This is a genomic window from Streptococcus troglodytae, assembly GCF_002355215.1.
Lineage (GTDB): Bacteria > Bacillota > Bacilli > Lactobacillales > Streptococcaceae > Streptococcus > Streptococcus troglodytae.
Window position 1 is genome coordinate 2,018,498 of the sequence record NZ_AP014612.1, and the last position, 21,325, is coordinate 2,039,822.

Here is a 21,325-nt window from a genome sequence, read left to right on the forward strand (position 1 = left end):
ATCAAGAAAGGGTGATTGCTGATGAAATTAGAAATTATCAAGGATTCAAACTTTAAGAAACCCTTACTCCAAATCTATACACGTCATATTGATAAACAAACGCAAAAGGTGTGATTGATTTTATTCAACAAGGCCTAATATCATTTATGGTTACAAAAATAAACGATTAGAGTTTATCCCACTAGAAAAAGTGATTCGTATTTTCACGGAAAACAAACAGGTCTTAATTCAAACACCAACCGATACCTATTTGGCTAAACAAAGACTCTACTTTTTTGAGCAAGAATTAGGAACACCTTTTATTCGTATTTCCCAAGGTGAAATCATCAATATCAAATATATTAAACAATTGAATTTGACCATCCGAGGCAGCATTGAAGTGACTTTCAAAAATGGAACAGTCAGTTTTGTGGCTAGGCGAAGTTTGAAACGCTTCAAAGAACAATTAAATCTTTAATGGAGGCATATCATGAAAATACTCAAACAGATTATTACTTACAGTTTTATTGGTATAGGAATCGGTTCTTTAATGAATTATTTCATAGCCATCTTCTTTTTCCCAAATAGTAGCCCACTTGGCGTTCCAAGCTTTGTTAAACTTTTTTCATCAGTTTCACAAGCAACAGCAGTTCAACTTTTCATTTTTGCTCTTCTAGGTGTTTTACAAGGATTGGCTAGCAGCCTCTTTAAAAATGAAAAACTCAGTCTACTAACTACAAGTTTGATTCACTATTTATTCATTGTCCTACCACTTATCTTAGCTGGATCTTATTTACATTGGTTTTACATGACTCGGAAATATTTAGTTTTTTTCCTCCTTTTAGTTTCTATTATTTATATCCTCATTTACTTGTTCTGCTATTTTGAAAATAAAAAAAACATTCAAAAAATCAACAAGAAGCTGCATCAAGTATAACCTTTGAATCGTTTTAGTTTTAATATAGGTAGAGGCAAGTTTGATGGCAAACAGTTTCCTCATTAAGCAAAGAGAAATCCCACAGAATTTTTTCTAAGCATTGTATTATTAGTTTGTGAATATCAGGATTATTATCTATTTGGTGATTAAACTCTTTGACTTCCCTTAAATTAAAACGTTTCACTCTCTTTCGCTGCTTAACATAAGATTAAATGATTATCGTGTTAATCGTAAAAAATTACTCACCTTAACTTAGTAAGTTAAGGAATCTGCATATTCAGACTGACAAGCCTCTTTCAACATCATACTATAGTACAAGTTTAAGTTACTTTCTTTTTCTATAAGCAAAAAGGAAGAGCAAAAGTATAACTATTCCAACTAAAATACCTGAAAAAGGCATCGTAGGTTCAAAAACGAGAAGAGACAAACGATAAGGAGCCGTTAATGCTTCTTTTATACCAACGCCTTGTTTAACATCTAGAATAACAAAAGCACCATAAGTAAAAGTAAAAAAGATAATAGCATATCTAACAAAGCTGAGTAAGACCAAGGGCCAACCCTCTAATTTTGTTCGTGAAAGCAACAGTAAAAGGCCAAACAAATAAGCAACGGGAACAATGAACAACCATTGAGATGAATGCAGATAAAGCACAATCAAAGAGATTATCAGTCCTAAAGCTGTTATAAGTTTAAAATATAGCCAAAATGGAGCCAACCTTTTTTCTATCTTTGTCTTATCACTTCTTTTCATATTCTTATTCTCCTTATTATTCAGTATAGCATATTAAAGGAAAACTAAGCAAGGAATGAAAAACTTAATCACAGGATAAACGTCTAGCCATCACATAACATCTCAAAATGCGGCAACAATAAAATTGCCATATTCTCCAATTGCTGATTTAGCTATCTAACAACGATTGGGGAATATGGCAATATCCATAGAGTTTTTCGAATGAAATATTTTGATGTTAAACAAATGACTTTTCATTGCTTTAAACATTCTTATAAAGCTGCCCTTAAACGAGCTGCTGTATTTTCAACATTACGAATAGAACGCGGTAAAAAAGCTCGAATATCATCTTCCTTATAACCTATCTGAAGACGTTTGTCATCAATTAAAATCGGACTTTTTAAAATTCGTGGATTTTCTTTGATGAGATCAATGACTTCATTGACACTCAAATCATCAATATTGCAATGGAGAGCCTTAGCATAGCGGTTTTTAGAGGATACAATGCTCTCAATTCCATTTTCTGTTTTTGAAAGGATATTTAAAATTTCTTCTTTACTTAAAGGATCTTTTGCTAAGTTTTGTTCTTTATAAGGGAGTTGATGAGCATTAAGCCATGTTTTCGCTTTCTTACAGCTTGTACAGCTTGAAATTGTATAAATTTTAATCATGTTTAAATCTCTCTTTCCTTACAGGATAATATTATCTTAGCATAGGTCATTAAATAAAGAGTCGGTCTTGGGACCTATTTTTATTTAATCTTCAAGCTCAATTGCATCATCCAGCTCTAAAACAAGGTTTTGGTCAGCTTTTTCATCAATTTCTTTTCCTTTAGAAGACTGTCTTTCTTCAGTATTATCTTCCTCAATTAAACCATATTGAACACGCACTTTATGATCGATGTCATCAAAAATTTCTGGATTATTAGCTAGGAATTTTTTAGCATTTTCAGAACCTTGCCCAATTTTTTCACCATTATAAGAGTACCAAGCTCCAGCTTTTTGGATAATTCCCAAATCACTAGCAATCTTAACTAATTCACCTGTACGGGAAATGCCTTCACCATACATAATTTCTACAAAAGCTTCTTTAAATGGTGGAGCAACTTTATTTTTAACAACTTTAATTTTGGTCTCTTTACCAATATTGCTGTCTTTTTGTTCCCCGGTTCCTTTAATTTGAGTATTGCCACGGACATCAAGACGCACAGAAGAATAAAACTTCAAAGCACGCCCGCCAGGAGTTGTTTCTGGATTACCAAACATAATACCAACTTTTTCCCGCAATTGATTAATAAAAATAGCAATGGTTTTTGTTTTATTGATTGAAGCTGATAATTTGCGCATAGCTTGACTCATCATGCGTGCTTGTAAGCCAACATGACTATCACCAATATCTCCGTCAATCTCCGCACGTGGTACTAAAGCTGCTACTGAGTCAACAACAACTAAATCAACAGCACCAGAATCAATCAATTTCCCTGCAATTTCAAGACCCTGTTCTCCTGAATCTGGTTGTGAAAGCAAAAGCTCATCAATATTAACGCCAAGAGCAGCAGCATAGGCTGGATCAAGGGCATGTTCTGCATCAATAAAAGCAGCAATACCGCCATCTTTTTGTGCCTGAGCAACAGCATGAAGAGCAACAGTTGTCTTACCAGAAGATTCTGGTCCGTAAATCTCAACGATACGTCCTTTTGGATAGCCGCCTGCTCCAAGAGCAATATCAAGGGCTAGACTTCCTGAACTCATAACCTGAACCTTTTGTTCAGCACGCTCACCCAGGCGCATAACTGCACCTTTACCAAAATCTTTTTCGATATTTTTCAAAGCATCATCAAGAGCTTTCTTACGCTCATCACCAAATTTTTTCGTTATTTCTTCTGTCTTTTTTGTTCTTTTGGCCAATCTTTTTCTCCTATTCTATGTTTTAAATCCGTCTTTTTATTATACTAAATTTTTATGAGATAATAAAGTTTGACGTACTAAATTAAAAGCATGTAAAACAGCGATATAACGCACATCAGACCGACTGCGTCCGCCAATTAACACTTTGATTGCCATTGTTCTTTTGGAACTTGACAAACCGATAAAAACTGTCCCTGCCGGCTGACTTTCTAAGCTATCCGGGCCTGCAACTCCTGTTAAAGAAACAGCTAAATCTGATTGAGTCAGCCGACGCGAGCGCTCTGCCATCTTTTCAGCAGTAAAAGCACTAACAACACCATGAAGTTGGAGAGCTTCAAGAGGAATACCTAGCATTCTAGCCTTCTCTTCTATACTGTAAGTTATAAAACCTCCCTTAAAGATATCAGATGCTCCTGCAAAATCTGCTAATCTTGCCTGAAAAAGGCCTGCTGTTAAACTTTCAGCTGCTGTAATAGTTTTACCTCTTTCCTTAAGCAGATCAAATACAACCTGTGGTAATGAGTTTTCTTCACCATAACCATAAAAATAATCAACCAAGTTATCAATAGCTACAATTTTCTTTTCCAACTTATCTAACTTACTATCTGCTTCTTTCTGCCTATGGGCTTTTGTTGATAAACGTATTGTTACCTCACCTGTCTTAGCATAAGGAGCAATTGTGGGATCTGTTTGCTTCGCTATTAAGTCATGCAACAAGGTCACCAAACGACTCTCACCAATGCCAAAAAAGCGTAAGACACGAGAATAAAGCTTCTCAGAAGTTTTTGATAAATAAGGGAGTAACTCTTTGTTAACCATCGGCTTCAATTCACTAGGCGGACCAGGTAACACAACATAAGTCACTCCATCTGCCTCCAAAAACCCCCCAACTGCTAAGCCTGTTTCATTAGATAAAGGCTGGCTTCCTGCTATAATCTGCGCCTGACATTCATTATTTGGCGTACGCGCAGATGTCGGACGTGATGCAAAAAATTCATCTAGACGTTCCTGAGCTGTTTTATCAAACACCAATTCTCTTTTCAAAAATTTTGCTAGGGTTTGTTTTGTTAAATCATCTTCTGTTGGTCCCAAACCACCACAAAGTACGATTAAATCACTACGTTCCTTTGCAATTTTCAAAACAGATAAAAGGCGTTCTTCATTATCACCAACCGCTGTTTGAAAATAAACATCAATTCCTAATTCTGCGAATTTTTCTGATAAAAATTGGCTATTAGTATTAACAATTTGTCCTGTTAAAATTTCCGTTCCAACAGCAATGATCTCAGATTTCATTCTAACCTCCTCAATATTATATTCGTAAAAGATTGACCATATTATAGCACAAATCCCTCTAAATTTTTTAGAGGGGTTTTCAAATAATGAACAGCAGAACTGGTTTGACAAATAAATTGAGCTAATTAAACCTCTTAGTGAAAATGTCTTATTTTTTAGGGTTAAAATCGCAATCAACTTCGTGATCATTAATTAAACCTGCTGCCTGTAAATAAGAATAAATGCAAACAGGACCAACAAACTTAAAGCCCTTCTTTTTTAAATCCTTAGCAATCCTTTCTGATAAACTCGTTTGAGCAGGTATACTTTGATAGTCCTTGACAAAATTGTCAATTGGTGTAAAGTTCACCCAAGACCAAAGATAATGATCAAAACTTCCAAATGTTTTCTGTATAGCCAAAAACGCTTGTGCGTTATGGCGCGTTGCATAAATTTTTCTGCGATTACGAACAACCTTCGGATTTTTCAAAATCTCTTCCAATGCTTCATCAGACATAGCGGCTACTTTATCAATTTCATAATGATGAAAAACAGATTCAAAAGCCTCACGTTTGTTGAGAATAGTTTCCCAGGAAAGTCCAGCTTGATAAGTTTCTAAACACAGTAATTCAAATAATCTTTGCTCATCATGCAATGGCTGCCCCCATTCTTTATCATGATAAATAACATACAAAGGATTGCTTTCTTTTACCCAACTGCAACGCTTCATTACTATTCCTTTCATATACATAGAGTTTTTATAAATTACCTATTCTCAAACGAGCATATTGACACAGGTACTTTAAAACTACTATTTCATCAACATTTTTAGAGCAGATTTAATATAATTTTCTGCCGTATCAGTCGTTCCTTCAAAAAATTTTTTAATCTTCTTAAGTTCATTTGCTTTGTAACCGAGAGCCAAAAGTGCTTCAACTGCCTCTTCAAGTTCTTGATTATTATTAGTAATACTCGCTTTGCTTTTATCAGTTGAGACTTCATTAATATCTACAAATTTACCTGCTAAATCAAGCACCATTTGTTGAGCTGTTTTCTTCCCAATTTTAGGGAATTTCATCAAATATTTCACATCACTGTGGTCAATGGCTTTAACCAAACCTTCATTATCGTCAGCCGCAATAATAGCTAGTGCTGAAGTTGGACCGATTCCTGAAACAGAGATAAGATTAAGAAAAACCGCTTTTTCATCCTCAGTGTGAAAACCATAAAGAAGATGGGCATCTTCACGGACAACATGGTGAACATAAATTTGAATAGCTTGATTTATCTGTTCAGAAAAACTATAGGGATTGGCAACATTAATTATATAACCTAGTCCGCCAGCTTCTAAAACAATATATTTAGCTGTAATTTTGGTTAAATTACCCTTAATATAATCGTACATCATTTCTCCTTTTATTGCATAATAGTATAGCATAAATTAAAACGAAAGGAAAAATCAGTTACAAATATTGACTTGCTGGTCTACTAATAAAATAAAAAGAACTTGCCATTACCTCCCCCCCAAAAAAGTTTACAATATATTGACACATTCTTTACAGCATAAATAAGTAATTTAGCTTTATCTTAGTATTTCCCTAATTCTCTCAAACTAGTATGGTTTTCTTGAATGCGACGAAACATCTTTTCCATATCAGCTTTTGTAAAATTCACAAGCACAGGACGTCCATGAGGACAATTGTAAGGATTTTTGCACTGTGATAATTGAATTAAGAGATTTCTGGCAGAATAATCATCCAAAGTATGATTAGCCTTGATAGAGCGCTTGCAAGACATCATAATAGCTAATTCTGCTCGATATTTCTTAATGGAGACTTCATTTGTCAACAACAACATGTCACACATCTCATAGACGGCTGATTCAATTTCTTTTTCCTGTAACCAAATAGGATGTTCTCTCAAAATGAAAGTATTCTCTCCATAGTTCTCTAAGTGAATCCCCACCTCATTTAGAATGCTCATTTTTTCTTGTAAGGTCATAAAATCGTTAGCAGGAAATTCAAAAAGATAAGGTACTAAAAGCTGCTGTAAACTATTATCTACTTCTCCAATTTTATCACGATAGTATTCATATTTAACACGTTCTTGAGCAGCATGTTGATCTATGATATAAAGCCCACCTTCACCTTGAGCAAAGAGGTAAGTCCCATGCATTTGACCAAAATATTCTAACTCAGGAAAAGTTGACTTTTCTTCATTTTCTAGACTTTCAACAATTTTATCAAGCTGACGCTGTTGTTTTTTGTCTGTCATGGTAATACTTGGATGCACTTTGTTTTCAGAAGACAGAGTGTGCCGCTCAGCATATTTTACACTATTATGTTCTGGCGTTTCATCAGCATTATTTACAACCTCGCCAACCTTTGTAAACTCGCTTGATGCTTCTGAAACTGTTGTTTCTTTGAGAAAGAAGTCATTTTGAGTCTTATCATAGTAAAGATTTGATTGTTTAAGAGGAAGCTGTGTTTGTTCAAACTTTTGTTTCTTGTTTGTGCTAGTTTTAGCAAGATTTTCCAAAGCATCAGGAATCAAGTCTTGTTCTCTTAAACTGTCTGCAATTGCCGAACTAATGAGATTCATCAACTCTTTTTCTTTAGAAATACGAACTTCCTGCTTAGTTGGATGAACATTAACATCTGCTAAATAAGGGTCAATTTGAATGTCTATAACAGCAATTGGAAAACGTCCCACCATTAATTTTGAACCATAACCATCAAGAATAGCGCGATTGAGCAAAAAATTTTTTATATAACGCCCGTTAATAAGAATGGTAATATAATTGCGATTAGCTCGCGTTAATTCAGGCAAACTAATATAACCAGATACCTCAAAATCAAGATCTGCATTTGAAATTTCGACCATTTTTTTAGCAGTGGTTACCCCATAAATACCTGCTAAAGCTTGACGCAAATCGCCTTTACCTGCCGTTTTTGTTAATTCACGACCATCATTAATAAGCGTGAAAGCAATTTCGGGATGCGCCAAGCTAAGACGATTAATGACATCAATAATATGAGCGAGCTCTGCCTGCAAACTTTTCATATATTTAAGGCGAGCAGGGGTATTGAAGAAAAGATTTTCAACACTGACTTTGGTTCCAATAGGGGTACTAATGGCTTCTTCTTTTTCAATTTTACCACCATTTGCGATTAATAAAGTACCGTGTATTTCCCCTTTTGTTGCTGTTTTTAATGTTAGTCTGCTAATAGAAGCAATTGATGGAAGGGCCTCACCTCTAAAACCTAAGGTCCTAATTCTAAAAAGATCGGATTTGTTTTTAATTTTACTAGTCGCATGGCGACGTAAGCTCATCATTACATCCGCTTGTGCTATTCCTTGACCATTGTCAGTTACTTGAATTTTTTTCAGTCCTGATTCTTCAATTTCTATTGTAATTTGGCTGCTATCAGCGTCAATAGCATTCTCAACTAGTTCTTTTACAACACTAGCTGGTCTTTCAATAACCTCTCCAGCAGCAATTTGATTGGCTAAAACTTCTGGCAGTTCAATAATTTTTGACATAAGTCACCTCACTAAAATTGTGTTTATTATACCATAAATTAAAAGAGCAATCTTAATTGAGATTGCTCTTGAGTTATAGTAGATCCTTCAAATCAAATAAGGCATTCATGGCTTCCCTTGGTGTTAAATTGGTAACGTCTAGTTGTTTTAATTTTTTGATTAATTCTTCATAATTATTATCAATAGCAAAAAGTGACAACTGCTCTTCCACAGGCTGGCTTTCCTTGGTCTCATTTTTAAGATTAACTGAGACAGCTGCACTCATCTTTTCTAAATCAACTAATATGCAGTCAGCGCGATCAAGTAAATCTTTAGGCAGGCCGGCAATTTTAGCAACATGGATTCCATAAGATTTATCAGCTGGTCCAGCAGCAATTTTATGAAGAAAAGTGACTTCTCCATCTTTTTCAAGAGTAGCAACATGTACATTGACAAGACTTGTCAAGCTAGTTGACAGTTCTGTCAACTCATGATAATGGGTAGCAAATAGTGTTTTAGCCCCAACTTTATTATGAATATACTCAATAATAGCCTGTGCTAAAGCCATTCCATCATAAGTTGCAGTTCCACGACCTAACTCATCAAATAAAATGAGCGAATCAGGTGTCGCTGCCTTGATAGCATGATTAGCTTCCATCATCTCTACCATAAAGGTTGACTGCCCTGAAATTAAATCATCTGCTGCTCCGATACGAGTGAAAATGGCATCAAAAATCGGCAAATTAGCCGAATCAGCTGCTACAAAAGAGCCTAATTGCGCCATAATAACCGTCAAAGCTAATTGCCGCATATAAGTTGACTTACCGCTCATATTAGGCCCAGTAATCAGTTGAATACTTGTCTTTTGGTCAAAATTGATAGTATTAGGAATGTATTCTTGAGTTCCCATAACTTTTTCAACAACAGCATGGCGGCCATTTTCAATACTGACTTCCTGCTGATGATTAAAAGTCGGTCTGACATAATGATTATTCTCAGCCACTACTGCTAAACTTTGCAAAACATCAACAGTCGCTAGGCTCTTGGCCAGATTTTGAAGACGCTCAATATAAGATTCAACCTGTGCTCTGATACGCATGAAAATATCATATTCTAAATTGGCAGATTCTTCACGCGCTTCTAACATTTCACCTTCAATTTTGGCAAGCTCTGCTGTTCCAAAACGTTCAGAATTTTTGAGTGTCGCCTTTCTAAAGAAATGATCTGGTACTAAAGACAAATTAGAGTTGGTGACATGAAAATAATAACCGTCTTTTTTGTTATAATCAATCTTCAAGGTTGAGATGCCGCTTTTCTGACGTTCCTTAGTCTCAATGTCAGCAATCCAACTTGTTCCTTCACGCATCACCGTCCGATATTTATCTAAGGTATCATCAAAACCTTCTCGAATTATATTACCTTCCGTAATGGTCATGGGGGCATTAGGATCTATAGCCGAACGAATCAGCTCTTCTAATTCTGGAAGAGTGTCAATCTGATGAATCAGTTTTTCTAAACTTGGACTGTCAAAGCTTTCAAGAATAACCTTGATGACAGGAACTTGCGCCAAGGTTTGACCTAATTGCAATAAATCCTTAGGATTGGCTTTCCCAAATGAAACACGACTAGCTAAGCGTTCTATATCATAAACACCTTTTAGGCTGTCACTAAGATCGCTGCGCTCAAAAAAGTGTTCTAGAAAAGTCTGAATAATATCTTGACGTTTACTGATAAGGCTTGAACTGACTAAAGGACGATCAATCCAATTTCGCAAAAGACGTGTTCCCATAGCTGTTTTTGTCTCATCTAACAGCCAGTAGAGACTGCCGTGTTTTTTCCCGCTTCTGGCATTTTCTAACAGATCCAAACTAGATTTTGTAGCATAAGCCATCTGCAAGTAATCTTTAATTTCATAATGCACCAATTTTTGCAAGTGACTCAACTCACGTTTTTGAGTTTGATGCACATATTGCAAAAGTTTACCAGCTGCAGTCAGTTCTATCATTTCTAGTTGATTATCCAGCAAGTGAACATCATCATAAACCGTTTTTTCGAAAGACAAGAGCAGATTCATTTGCTTACGAAAAAGTTGTTCTTCATCCTCATTGAGATCAAAGCCAATGACCAATTCACGTGCTTTGAGATTGAGGACTTCGCTTCTCACTGCTGTCAAATCTGCTAAGGTTGTCGCATAAAATTCCCCAGTAGATAAATCCATGTAAGAAAGACCGAACTGATTACCATCAGTATCTAAAGCCACCAAAAAGTTATTGGCACTGTCTGGTTTAGTTGAGTCAACAACGGTACCCGGTGTAATTACTTGAACCACTTCACGTTTAACAACACCGATAGCTTTTTTGGGATCTTCCATTTGTTCCGCAATGGCAACTTTATAACCTAGATCAATTAAAACATCAATATACTGTTGAGCCGAATGATAAGGAACCCCAGCCATAGGAATAGGATTGTCGGCATTTTTATTGCGACTGGTTAGACTAATTTCTAAAATCTGAGCAGCCTTAACAGCATCGTCATAAAACAGTTCATAAAAATCTCCCATACGGAAAAGCAAAAAAGCATCTGGATAATCTTCTTTGATATCCAAATACTGCTGCATTGCTGGAGATAGTTTTTCCTTAGTCATTTCCTAACGCCTCATTTATTTTCTCTTCCAGAGTTTTGGTTACATATTGTAAAAGATCACTAGCATCCTGCATTTTAGCCCGATAATCTTGAACAATGGGGAGCTTATCCAAATCTTCTCCCATTTGCTGCGCCTTTTGATCTGCTTCTTTTTGAGCCCTTTTCTTTTCAATCTTTTGAAAAAGGACAGCATCTTGCTGATAAGCCTTCATATCATGTGCTAGCTTACTTAATTCTGGCAAAGACTTAATTTTCTTTTCAATAGCTTGATAATCTCGCACACTGTCATGTTCTCCTATAAGTTCTATTAAATGATTTAAGGCTTCTTCAAATGAACTCATAGACTTAATAAAACATCATTTTCTAACTGACTAGCAATTTCTTCATTCTTACAGACAACCAAAAGAGTATCCGCACCAGCAACTGTCCCAAGAATTTCAGAACTGTCAGTCTCATCAATTAGATTGGCTAAAACATCTGCCTCTCCTAAATTGGTGTGAAGAACAAGCATAAATTCTGCACGGGTAACTTTTAAAATATAACTCAGAATAACTGGAGTGAAGTAAGAAGAATTTCTTTCCGAAAGACTGTAATACAACTTTCCCGCATCATCTCGTAATTTAAGCAAGCCGATTTCACGCAGGTCCCGTGAAAGAGTTGCTTGAGTGACTGAAATGCCTTCTTTTTGAAGTTGGGTTTTTATGTCTTCCTGAGTGCCAATATGATGTGTTTGAATAATACGTTTGATTTGTTGTTGACGATTTTTCTTATTCATTCGTTTCCTCGTTGTCTAATTATCTTTAAAATTATATCAAAAATTAAGAGTTTTTTCATCTTTTCAAATTTAGCGGGTATTGTTTAAAAACAATTTTAGATTTTTATCAATTTTCAGCAAAAGCCTAGTAATTTATGTTAAAATAGAATGATTACTTTTGAGGAGATATAAATGGATAATAAACAATTAGTTACAGAAAAACTCGCTCAAGTTATTCCCGATTTAGATAACGATAGCATTGCGAATCTGTTGGAAAAACCTAAGAAATCTAATATGGGGGACTTAGCCTTTCCTACATTCACTTTAGCTAAAATTATGCATAAGGCGCCACAAATCATTGCCAGTGAACTTGTCAGTCAAATTGATAATAGCTATTTTGAGAAGATCGAAGCTGTCGGCCCTTATATTAATTTTTTTCTTAATAAGTCAGAAATCTCAGCTCAAGTATTAAAAGAGGTTATTGAAAAAAGGGAAGATTATGCTCAAGCAGCCATTGGCCAAGGCCGCAATATTGCTATTGATCTTTCTAGTCCTAATATTGCTAAGCCTTTTTCTATTGGACATCTACGCTCCACTGTTATCGGTGATGCTTTATCTAATATTTTCCAAAAATTAGGCTATGAAACCGTTAAAATCAATCACTTGGGTGACTGGGGCAAACAGTTTGGCATGCTTATTGTTGCCTATAAAAAATGGGGCAGTGAAGAAGCGGTTAGAACCCATCCTATTGATGAACTTTTAAAGCTCTATGTCCGCATTAATGCTGAAGCCGAAAAAAATCCAGAAATTGATAAAGAAGCTCGCGAATGGTTCCGCAAACTTGAAAACAATGATGAGGAAGCTCTTGCACTCTGGCAATGGTTCCGCGATGAAAGCTTAATGGAATTCAATCGTCTTTATGCTGAGCTTGATGTAAATTTTGATAGCTACAATGGTGAAGCTTTTTACAATAATAAAATGGAAGAGGTTGTCCAATTACTAGCCGAGAAGGGACTTTTAGAAGAGTCTAAGGGAGCTCAAGTTGTTAACCTTGAAAAATATGACATTGAACACCCTGCCCTTATTAAGAAATCTGATGGTGCTACTCTCTATATTACCCGCGATTTGGCAGCAGCCATTTATCGCAAACGTACCTATAACTTTGCTAAAGCTATCTATGTTGTCGGTCAGGAACAAACTGCTCATTTCAAGCAATTAAAAGCTGTATTAGCTGAAATGGGCTATGCTTGGAGCAAAGATATCCAGCATGTCTCTTTTGGCCTCGTTACTAAAAATGGACAAAAATTATCTACCCGCAAAGGAAATGTTATCTTACTTGAGCCAACAATTGCTGAAGCTGTCAAACGCTCCTTAGCACAAATTGATGCTAAAAACCCTGATTTAGCTAATAAAGAAGCCGTTGCCCATGCTGTTGGTGTCGGAGCTATAAAATTCTATGACCTTAAAACAGACCGAACAAATGGCTATGATTTTGATCTTGAAGCTATGGTCTCTTTTGAAGGGGAAACAGGTCCTTATGTTCAATATGCCCATGCTCGTATTCAATCTATCCTTAGAAAAGCTAATTTTCAGCCTCAAGCAACAAAAAACTATCAGTTAAATGACACTGAAAGTTGGGAAATTATTAAACTCATTCAGGACTTTCCAAATACCATCGTTAGAGCAGCTGATAATTTTGAGCCCTCCCTTATCGCTAGATTTGCTATTCACTTAGCACAAAGCTTTAACAAATATTATGCACACACACGCATTCTTGACGACAGCCCTGAACATGAAAGTCGTCTTGCACTCAGTTATGCCACCGCAACCGTTCTTAAAGAAGCCTTAGCCCTTCTGGGTGTTGAGGCGCCTAATGAAATGTAAGCAATTATAATAAGCTGTTGGAATACATATCCAACAGCTTATTTTTCCCTATTTATAGGCTAGTTTGCGTTCACGCTTACTAACAATAAAGTCAGGACTAATAACTTCTTCAACATTTAAAATTGAAATGAAGGCATCTGGATCAAGTTTTTCCATCATTTCCTTTAATAACCTGACATCTGTAGGATTTAAAGCAACATATAGAACTATTTTTTCTTTACCTGAGTAAGCACCTTGACCTTTTAAATAAGTGACGCCTCGATTGAGTTCCTCAAGAATGGCTTCAGCCACTTCTTCATGCTTATCAGTAATGATCAAGACACCTCGAACAGAATAACCTCCATTTTGGACTAAAATAACCACTTGACTGAACATAAAGCTAGCAATCAGAGCATACATCATTTGTGGAATGGAGACATAAGTCAAAGATAAGAGCATAACAAAAATATCAAAAATTAATAAAGCCTGACCCAATTGAATACCATACCTATCCTCCATAACACGAGCAATAATATCTGAACCGCCGGTAGTTCCTCCATAACGAAAGACAATTCCATTACCAATACCTGCACAGATACCAGCTACTAAAGCGACGACTAGATAATCATGCTGTAAATCAATATAAAGGAGGGAATTTTTGAAAGATATAGAACAAAAAAGTACATCAACGTTGTTCCATAAATGGTGTAAACCATCATTTTGCGACCAAAAAAATAAATTCCAAACAACAGTAAGGGTAAGTTAAATAGATAGCCAGTATAAGTTGGATTGATACCAAAAAGGGCATGAAAAACTAAAGTTAAACCGGCCATACCTCCCTCAGCAATATGATTTGCCATATTAAAATTGACAAAACCAAAAGCATAAATGGCTACACCTAAGGCAATAAAAATAAAATTTTTTAGACGAATAGTATAATCTATTTTCATTGTATCTCCTTAACTTATCAACATTAATATTTAATCTTCTTCAACAAAACGGCCAATAATATTAACATTATCTGCTACAGAAACAAAAGCATTTTTATCCGTCTTTTTCATAATATATTTGAAGTCATTAAATTCAGCCCGTGTAATAATAGTAACAAGAATAGCTTTATGTTCATGATTGTAAGTTCCTTCAGCATCATTGATAATGGTAACGCCACGGTGTAATTTATGATGAATCATCCGAATCACTCGATCAGGCCTGCTAGTGACAATCATTGCCTGCATTTTCTTTTGTTTAACAAAAACAGCATCAGTCATCTGACTGGATACAAAAATGGTCACCATAGAATAAAGAGCATACTGCCAACCAAAAGTCATTCCTGCAATTATCATAATCAAAATATTGACAATCAGAGAAACTGTGCCAACTTTACGGCCTGTTTTCTTACGAACCAAAAGACTGATAATATCAGTACCACCACTAGACACATTATTGCGAAGGGCAAAACCTATTCCCGTTCCCATAACTAAACCACCAAAAATGGCATTCATCATCGGATCGGGTGTTAAAGTCATTTGAGGAATAAACTGAATAAAGAGAGAGCTCAAAGTCACTGTAATAAAAGTAAAAACAGTAAATTTATGACCAATCATATACCAAGCTATAATCAAAAGCGGTATATTGATAGCATAAAAAGTCACCGAAACAGGAATAGTCAAACCAAAATACTTAACAGACAGAGTCGAGACAATCTGAGCTAAACCTGTAGCACCACTGGCATAGACATTCCCAGGCTGAAAAGAAAAATTAACAGCAATAGATGACAACAAAGCATAAATAATAGAACCAGAAATACGCTCACCATATTTCTCTCTTGAAATAGAGGACAGGACATTAATGACCTGATAGCGCTTCGCTAAATTCTTGATACGATGTTTAAAAATGAGGGTAAATTTATTCTTGTTCATTGTTCTTTACTGCATTCATGTTTACTTGCAAATAAAGCTCATCAAGTTGTTTATCAGAAACTAAACTTGGGGCTTGTGTCATTGGATCTGAAGCTTTATTATTCTTAGGAAAGGCAATCACTTCACGAATATTTTCTTTTCCTGCTAAAAGCATAATGAATCGATCCAATCCAAGCGCTAATCCTCCATGAGGCGGAAAACCATAATCCATAGCTTCCAGTAAGAAGCCAAATTGTTTTCGAGCGCTTTCTTTTGTAAATCCAAGTGCCTTAAACATACGTTCTTGTATCTCTCTCTGATTGATACGAAGACTGCCTCCGCCAAGTTCATAACCATTAAGAACAATGTCATATGCAACAGCACGAACTTTTCTGAGATCACCTTCAAGTTCAGCAACCGTATCTTCTTGCGGTAAAGTGAAAGGATGGTGAGCACTTATATAGCGATTTTCTTCTTCAGACCATTCAAACATTGGCCAATCCACAACCCATAAGAAATTAAATTTCGAATGGTCTATAAGGTTTAGTTCTTTGGCCAAGTGGTTACGCAGAGCACCAAGACTACTATTTGCTATCTTAAGATCATCTGCTACGAAAAATACTAAATCATTTGCTTCAAGCTGTAAACGTTCTGTCAACTCATCCTCAATAGTTGTCAAAAACTTAGCAATAGGACCACCTATTTTGCCATCATTATATTTAACCCAAGCAAGCCCTTTTGCACCAAATGGCTTTACAATATCTGTCAAGTTATCAATTGCTTTGCGAGAATAGCTATCTGCAGCATTTTTAGCAACAATAGCTTTTACAGCAGGAGCTTGTGAAAATACTTTAAAATCAGTGTTTTTTACAAGATCTGTCAAGTCCTGTAAAGTCATTTCAAAACGTGTATCTGGTTTATCAGAACCATAATTGTTCATTGCTGTATCATAAGATATTTGGGGAAGTGGTAATTGCAACTCTATGCCCATGACTTCCTTCATGACACATGCAATCAATCCTTCTGTGATTTCTTGAATTTCTTGTTCAGATAAAAAGGACGTTTCCAAATCAACTTGTGTAAATTCAGGTTGACGATCTCCACGTAAGTCTTCATCACGAAAACATTTGACAATTTGGTAATAACGATCAAAACCTGCATTCATTAAAAGTTGTTTAGTAATCTGCGGACTTTGAGGAAGAGCATAGAAATGCCCTTGACTCATACGGCTTGGTACTAAATAATCACGCGCTCCTTCTGGTGTTGACTTAGCAAGCATAGGTGTCTCAACATCTATGAAATCCAAGTCATCCAGATAATTGCGGATAGTATGTGTTACCTTAGCACGTAATTTAAAATTTTCCAGCATTTCCGGGCGACGAAGATCGAGGTAACGATAGCGCAAACGTGTGTCATCATTGACTTCAATTTTATCCTTGATTTCAAAGGGCGGTGTTTGTGAAGCATTTAAAATCGTTAACTGCGTCACCTGCATTTCGACCTGACCCGTTGGTAAATTATCATTAGCTTGATCACGCTCCACAATCAGACCTGTCACTTCAATAACATACTCACTTCGCAGGCTTTCAGCACTTTTAACAACAGTATTACTGGCAGTTTTAGGATTAATGACTAGTTGCACAATACCTTCGCGATCGCGCAAATCAATAAAAATAAGACCTCCTAAATCACGCCGGCGAGCCACCCAGCCTTTAAGGGTTAACTCTTGTCCGATGTGTTCTGAACGTACAGCACCAGCATACATAGAACGTTTCATAATAACTCCCTTTCTCTAACTTTATTTCCCTATCTATTTTAGCACAAAAACCATTAAATAAAAGTGGCTTCACTGAAAAATAGTAAGCGTAATTAAAGGATTTCAAGCTTTTTTCCTTAACCAAACAATCTCATAGAATCTGTGCAGTATCCAATCAGAAGCAGATCATCTTAAAGTATATTTTCAACCTTTTTAACTAGCTAAAATAAAAACTCTTAAAAATACTGACCCAACAGCAAGTTTAAGAGTTTATCAATATTATATTCTAGCCTCAGCTGTCCGTTTTAAGGTTGATCAGGACTGCTCAATGGTCTGTCTGAACCTAATTGTTTAAAAACTCTAGCAAAATCTGTTTTAAGTTCCTCAAAACTAACAAGAATTTCTTGGCGTGTGAAGTTATTTTTAACTGCAACTTGTCCAGTTTCAACTTCACTCTCACCTAAAGTCATGATCAATTTAGTGTTAAAAGCATCTGCTGATTTAAATTGTGCTTTAATTTTACGACCAAGATAATCACGTTCTGCTGAAAAACCTTGTTTACGAATAGCTTGAATAAGTTCTAAAGCCGTACTATTAGTGGCTGCTCCAAGTACAGCTATATAGACATCTAAACTGTTATCTACTGGCAGATTAATCTTTTGCTTGTCAATAACTAATAAAAGTCGCTCCAAACCAAGACCAAATCCGAATCCAGCTGTCGCCGGACCACCAAAGTATTCGACAAGGCTGTCATACCGACCGCCAGCACAGAGCGTTAATTCACTTTTATCAACTTGAGTAATAAATTCAAAAATCGTGTGGTTATAATAATCAAGACCACGAACCATATTGGTATCAATGACATAAGGAATATCAAGTGCCTCTAACATATCACGTACAGCCTGAAAATGCGCTTGTGAGTCATCATCCAAATAATCTAAGATAGACGGTGCATTTTCAACAGCTGCTTTATCTTCTTTTTCTTTAGAATCTAGTACCCGTAAAGGGTTTTCTTCTAAGCGGCGCTGTGAATCTTTGGATAGTTTATCTTTCATGGGGGTCAGGTAATCAATCAAAGCCTGACGATAAGCCTTGCGACTCTCTTTATTTCCTAAACTATTAAGATGCAAAGTGACATCTTTGATACCTAGCTCATTGAAAAGCTGATAAGCCATGGCAATGGTTTCTGCATCAATAGCAGGATTGTTAGAGCCAAAACATTCAACTCCTAACTGATGAAATTCACGTAAACGCCCTGCTTGAGGCCGCTCATAGCGAAACATAGAACCAATATAAAAAACTTTGACAGGTTTTTGTACTTCGGGCGCAAAAAGTTTGTTTTCCACATAAGAACGAACAACAGGAGCTGTTCCTTCTGGGCGCAGTGTGATGTGACGGTCTCCTTTATCATGGAAATCATACATTTCCTTTGTGACAATATCTGTCGTATCACCAACAGAACGACTAATGACCTCATAGTGTTCAAACATGGGCGTTCTAATTTCACCGTAATGATATTTTTTAAAAGTTTTACGCGCAACGTTTTCGACATACTGCCATTTAACTGTTTCTTGAGGCAGAATATCTTGTGTTCCTTTTGGTTTTTGTAATGTCATATTATGATATAAAAAGGCTATTAATGGTCAAAGCAAAGGTATCATTACAATTATATAATCTTTAATATACAAAGTAATGAACCCTTTTGCACAGATCTCAAGCCAAATTGATTCCTTTCTTATATTCCTGACTTCTATTTCTGTTCTATTTTACCACAAAAACAACAGAGCAGATAGCCAAAATGATTTACTTTCTTTTTTATAAAATGTCTATTAAAAATAAATTAATGTATTGATTTTCCTTAGAAATAGAGCTATAATGCCTTATTGATAAAATTTCAGGAGGAAAAAAGTGTTTAAAACTTTAAAAACTTTTCTACTAGGGGAACCCTTAAAATCTGAATTAGAAGGGGACAGTCATGCATTAACAAAATTGCAAGCATTGGCTATGCTGTCAAGCGATGCTTTATCATCTATCGCTTACGGACCCGAGCAAGTTATTTTAGTTTTGATAGCTTTATCAGAAGGAGCTATTTGGTGGTCCTTGCCAATTGGCATTGGAGTGCTTGTTTTATTGATTAGTTTAACAATTTCTTACAGTCAGATTATTCACGCCTACCCTAATGGCGGTGGTGCTTACATGGTATCATCAGACAATCTGTCTCCTTCTATGGGGCTTTTGGCAGGCGGGAGTCTGCTGATTGATTATATGCTGACAGTTGCCGTGTCAGTCTCATCTGGAGCAGATGCTATCACATCAGCCTTCCCAGCATTTAAAGATAGCAATCTTGAAATTTCAATTGTTTTGGTTCTTATTTTAATGCTTATGAATCTACGCGGTCTGCGTGAATCAGCTACAGCACTTTTTGTCCCTGTTTATTTTTTCATTATATCCATTCTCTTTTTACTGATCTGTGGACTTTTCCAAATCGTTACTGGAAATCTCACTTATACCGCAACAGCTCATATTGGACAGCCTATATCAGGCCTGACTTTAGTCTTGCTGCTGCGCGCTTTTACTAGCGGTTCTGCTTCTTTGACCGGAGTTGAAGCCATTTCAAATGCCGTTCCTTTTTTTAAAAAACCAAAAGCGAAAAATGCGGTTAAAACGTTAACCATGATGTCTGCTATTCTCGGAGCTATGTTTATCGGGATCACTTTTCTCAACTATTGGCTCGGTATTATCCCTAATCATAACGTAACTATCTTAGCACAAATAGCTCAAAAAGTTTTCGGCCATAGCTTTATCGGACAAGTACTCTTTTATCTTTTCCAAATTGCAACAGCCCTTATCTTAGCAGTTGCTGCTAATACTGGATTTTCAGCTTTTCCGATTCTTTCTTATAATATGGCAAAGAACAAATACATGCCTCACCTTTATTTGGAAAAGGGAGCTCGTCTAGGGTATTCTAATGGTATTTTAACATTAGCTATTGGTGCTATTTGCTTACTCTTTATTTTAACGGTTCCACTGAACGTTTGATACCACTTTATACTATCGGAGTTTTTATCCCTTTTGCATTAGCACAGACAGGAATGATCATTTATTGGAAACACCTTAAAGAAAAAACTTTTTCAAACAGGCTTTGGCAAATGTCGTTGGTGCCATCATTTGCTATGCTATTATTTTGATTCTCTTGATCTTCCGTCTGCATGATATTTGGCCTTTCTTCCCGATTATTGCCATTTTAATTGCCATGTTCCACAAAATAAAAAACCATTACAATAGTGTCGCAGAGCAGCTGCGTATTACTGATAACAATAAAGCCGTCTGCTATTCTGGCAATAAAGTCCTAGTGCTTGTCGGCAATATGACACAGGCTACTATCGGAGCTGTTAATTATGCACATTCCCTCAGTAAAGATGTTATCGCTTTGCATGTCTCAACAACAGAAACACTTAGCAAAGATCATGAAGTTGAAGAAGAGTTTAAACAGTTTTTCCCAGATATCACCTTTGTCAATGTTTACTCTGATTACCGTGATATCATCAAGCCAACAGTTAATTATGTTAATGCAGCCAGTCAGAAAGCCAAAGCTCATAACAGCACTCTAACCGTGCTAATACCACAATTCGTTCCGCGTAAGCCTTGGCAAACTCTGCTGCATAATCAAATGAATCTCCGTCTCAAATATTATCTCAGATGGAACCAAGATATCATCATTTCCAGCTATTCCTTCCATCTTAAGAAATAAAAATCTGTCAAGTAACTTTACTTTACAAGAATCTTTTGATATACTGTTAAAGTTGACGCAAGTCATATTAACCCAAAAATGAATACGGGCTAAAAAGCCCTTTATATCTTACGGAGGAAAGAAAAATGGCAGTACCTGCACGTCGCACTTCAAAAGCGAAAAAAACAAACGTCGCACACACTATAATTTGACAGCTCCAACTGTGAAATTTGACGAAACCACCGGAGATTACTCACGTTCTCACCGCGTATCCCTCAAAGGATACTATAAAGGACGTAAAATCGCCAAAGCTAACGCTGCGAAATAACAG

15 protein-coding genes and 5 pseudogenes are annotated in these 21,325 nt (G+C 36.1%); 5 read left to right on the forward strand and 15 right to left on the reverse strand.

Annotation, left to right across the window (positions count from 1 at the left end):
• Positions 1-21 precede the first annotated feature (21 nt).
• Positions 22-457: pseudogene (gene brsR / locus SRT_RS09860) on the forward strand (bacteriocin genes transcriptional regulator BrsR).
• 12 nt (positions 458-469) lie between these two features.
• Positions 470-916 carry a bacteriocin genes regulator BrsM gene (gene brsM, locus SRT_RS09865; protein WP_128833938.1) on the forward strand — a complete coding sequence of 149 codons (447 nt, stop codon included), beginning with the start codon at positions 470-472 and terminating at the stop codon, positions 914-916.
• Here brsM and SRT_RS11295 read toward each other — a convergent pair.
• From SRT_RS11295 to argR, 11 genes and pseudogenes are all read right to left on the reverse strand, one after another.
• Positions 907-1,100, reverse strand: a pseudogene (locus SRT_RS11295) (hypothetical protein). The gene brsM and the pseudogene SRT_RS11295 overlap by 10 nt on opposite strands.
• A gap of 141 nt (positions 1,101-1,241) precedes the next feature.
• On the reverse strand, positions 1,242-1,667 hold the full coding sequence (locus tag SRT_RS09875; protein WP_128833939.1) for a hypothetical protein: 426 nt from the start codon (positions 1,665-1,667) through the stop codon (positions 1,242-1,244).
• A gap of 251 nt (positions 1,668-1,918) precedes the next feature.
• Entirely contained in the window at positions 1,919-2,317 is a 399-nt protein-coding gene (gene spx, locus SRT_RS09880) for a transcriptional regulator Spx (protein WP_128833940.1), read from the reverse strand.
• An 84-nt stretch (positions 2,318-2,401) separates the two neighbouring features.
• Entirely contained in the window at positions 2,402-3,553 is a 1,152-nt protein-coding gene (gene recA / locus SRT_RS09885) for a recombinase RecA (RefSeq protein WP_128833941.1), read from the reverse strand.
• A 39-nt stretch (positions 3,554-3,592) separates the two neighbouring features.
• Entirely contained in the window at positions 3,593-4,849 is a 1,257-nt protein-coding gene (locus SRT_RS09890; protein ID WP_128833942.1) for a competence/damage-inducible protein A, read from the reverse strand.
• Between the two features lie 148 nt (positions 4,850-4,997).
• Entirely contained in the window at positions 4,998-5,558 is a 561-nt protein-coding gene (locus tag SRT_RS09895) for a DNA-3-methyladenine glycosylase I (protein WP_128833943.1), read from the reverse strand.
• Between the two features lie 81 nt (positions 5,559-5,639).
• A complete protein-coding gene (ruvA, locus tag SRT_RS09900; protein ID WP_128834076.1) occupies positions 5,640-6,233 on the reverse strand; it encodes a Holliday junction branch migration protein RuvA in 594 nt (197 codons plus the stop codon).
• 182 nt (positions 6,234-6,415) lie between these two features.
• Complete coding sequence (gene mutL / locus SRT_RS09905) at positions 6,416-8,371, reverse strand: DNA mismatch repair endonuclease MutL (RefSeq protein WP_128833944.1); 1,956 nt, start codon at positions 8,369-8,371, stop codon at positions 6,416-6,418.
• A gap of 73 nt (positions 8,372-8,444) precedes the next feature.
• Entirely contained in the window at positions 8,445-10,994 is a 2,550-nt protein-coding gene (gene mutS / locus SRT_RS09910; RefSeq protein WP_128833945.1) for a DNA mismatch repair protein MutS, read from the reverse strand.
• On the reverse strand, positions 10,987-11,334 hold the full coding sequence (locus SRT_RS09915) for a YlbF family regulator (protein WP_128833946.1): 348 nt from the start codon (positions 11,332-11,334) through the stop codon (positions 10,987-10,989). Before SRT_RS09915 ends, mutS begins: the two co-directional genes overlap by 8 nt.
• A complete protein-coding gene (gene argR, locus SRT_RS09920) occupies positions 11,331-11,768 on the reverse strand; it encodes an arginine repressor (RefSeq protein ID WP_128833947.1) in 438 nt (145 codons plus the stop codon). Before argR ends, SRT_RS09915 begins: the two co-directional genes overlap by 4 nt.
• 171 nt (positions 11,769-11,939) lie before the next feature.
• On the opposite strand from argR, the gene argS reads away from it, so the two are divergent.
• The gene (gene argS, locus SRT_RS09925; RefSeq protein ID WP_128833948.1) at positions 11,940-13,631 is read left to right on the forward strand and encodes an arginine--tRNA ligase; all 1,692 of its coding nucleotides are present in this window, start codon (positions 11,940-11,942) and stop codon (positions 13,629-13,631) included.
• A gap of 48 nt (positions 13,632-13,679) precedes the next feature.
• Here argS and SRT_RS09930 read toward each other — a convergent pair.
• The 4 genes and pseudogenes from SRT_RS09930 to hisS form a co-directional block, all read right to left on the reverse strand.
• Positions 13,680-14,560: pseudogene (locus tag SRT_RS09930) on the reverse strand (YitT family protein).
• A 30-nt stretch (positions 14,561-14,590) separates the two neighbouring features.
• Positions 14,591-15,529 carry a YitT family protein gene (locus SRT_RS09935; RefSeq protein WP_128833949.1) on the reverse strand — a complete coding sequence of 313 codons (939 nt, stop codon included), beginning with the start codon at positions 15,527-15,529 and terminating at the stop codon, positions 14,591-14,593.
• The gene (gene aspS, locus SRT_RS09940; protein WP_128833950.1) at positions 15,516-17,285 is read right to left on the reverse strand and encodes an aspartate--tRNA ligase; all 1,770 of its coding nucleotides are present in this window, start codon (positions 17,283-17,285) and stop codon (positions 15,516-15,518) included. The genes SRT_RS09935 and aspS overlap by 14 nt, the downstream gene beginning before the upstream one ends.
• Before the next feature lie 284 nt (positions 17,286-17,569).
• Entirely contained in the window at positions 17,570-18,880 is a 1,311-nt protein-coding gene (gene hisS / locus SRT_RS09945) for a histidine--tRNA ligase (protein WP_128833951.1), read from the reverse strand.
• Positions 18,881-19,172: 292 nt separating this feature from the next.
• Here hisS and kimA point away from each other — a divergent pair.
• A pseudogene (gene kimA / locus SRT_RS09950) lies at positions 19,173-21,015 on the forward strand (potassium transporter KimA).
• Positions 21,016-21,140: 125 nt separating this feature from the next.
• Positions 21,141-21,322 (forward strand): annotated as a pseudogene (gene rpmF, locus SRT_RS09955) (50S ribosomal protein L32).
• Positions 21,323-21,325 lie beyond the last annotated feature (3 nt).

Coding starts and splice junctions, on each gene's coding strand:
- brsM (WP_128833938.1), top strand. CDS start 470: ATGAAAATACTCAAACAGATTATTACTTACAGTTTTATTGGTATAGGA.
- SRT_RS09875 (WP_128833939.1), bottom strand. CDS start 1,667: ATGAAAAGAAGTGATAAGACAAAGATAGAAAAAAGGTTGGCTCCATTT.
- spx (WP_128833940.1), bottom strand. CDS start 2,317: ATGATTAAAATTTATACAATTTCAAGCTGTACAAGCTGTAAGAAAGCG.
- SRT_RS09890 (WP_128833942.1), bottom strand. CDS start 4,849: ATGAAATCTGAGATCATTGCTGTTGGAACGGAAATTTTAACAGGACAA.
- SRT_RS09895 (WP_128833943.1), bottom strand. CDS start 5,558: ATGAAGCGTTGCAGTTGGGTAAAAGAAAGCAATCCTTTGTATGTTATT.
- ruvA (WP_128834076.1), bottom strand. CDS start 6,233: ATGTACGATTATATTAAGGGTAATTTAACCAAAATTACAGCTAAATAT.
- mutL (WP_128833944.1), bottom strand. CDS start 8,371: ATGTCAAAAATTATTGAACTGCCAGAAGTTTTAGCCAATCAAATTGCT.
- mutS (WP_128833945.1), bottom strand. CDS start 10,994: ATGACTAAGGAAAAACTATCTCCAGCAATGCAGCAGTATTTGGATATC.
- SRT_RS09915 (WP_128833946.1), bottom strand. CDS start 11,334: ATGAGTTCATTTGAAGAAGCCTTAAATCATTTAATAGAACTTATAGGA.
- argR (WP_128833947.1), bottom strand. CDS start 11,768: ATGAATAAGAAAAATCGTCAACAACAAATCAAACGTATTATTCAAACA.
- argS (WP_128833948.1), top strand. CDS start 11,940: ATGGATAATAAACAATTAGTTACAGAAAAACTCGCTCAAGTTATTCCC.
- SRT_RS09935 (WP_128833949.1), bottom strand. CDS start 15,529: ATGAACAAGAATAAATTTACCCTCATTTTTAAACATCGTATCAAGAAT.
- aspS (WP_128833950.1), bottom strand. CDS start 17,285: ATGAAACGTTCTATGTATGCTGGTGCTGTACGTTCAGAACACATCGGA.
- hisS (WP_128833951.1), bottom strand. CDS start 18,880: ATGACATTACAAAAACCAAAAGGAACACAAGATATTCTGCCTCAAGAA.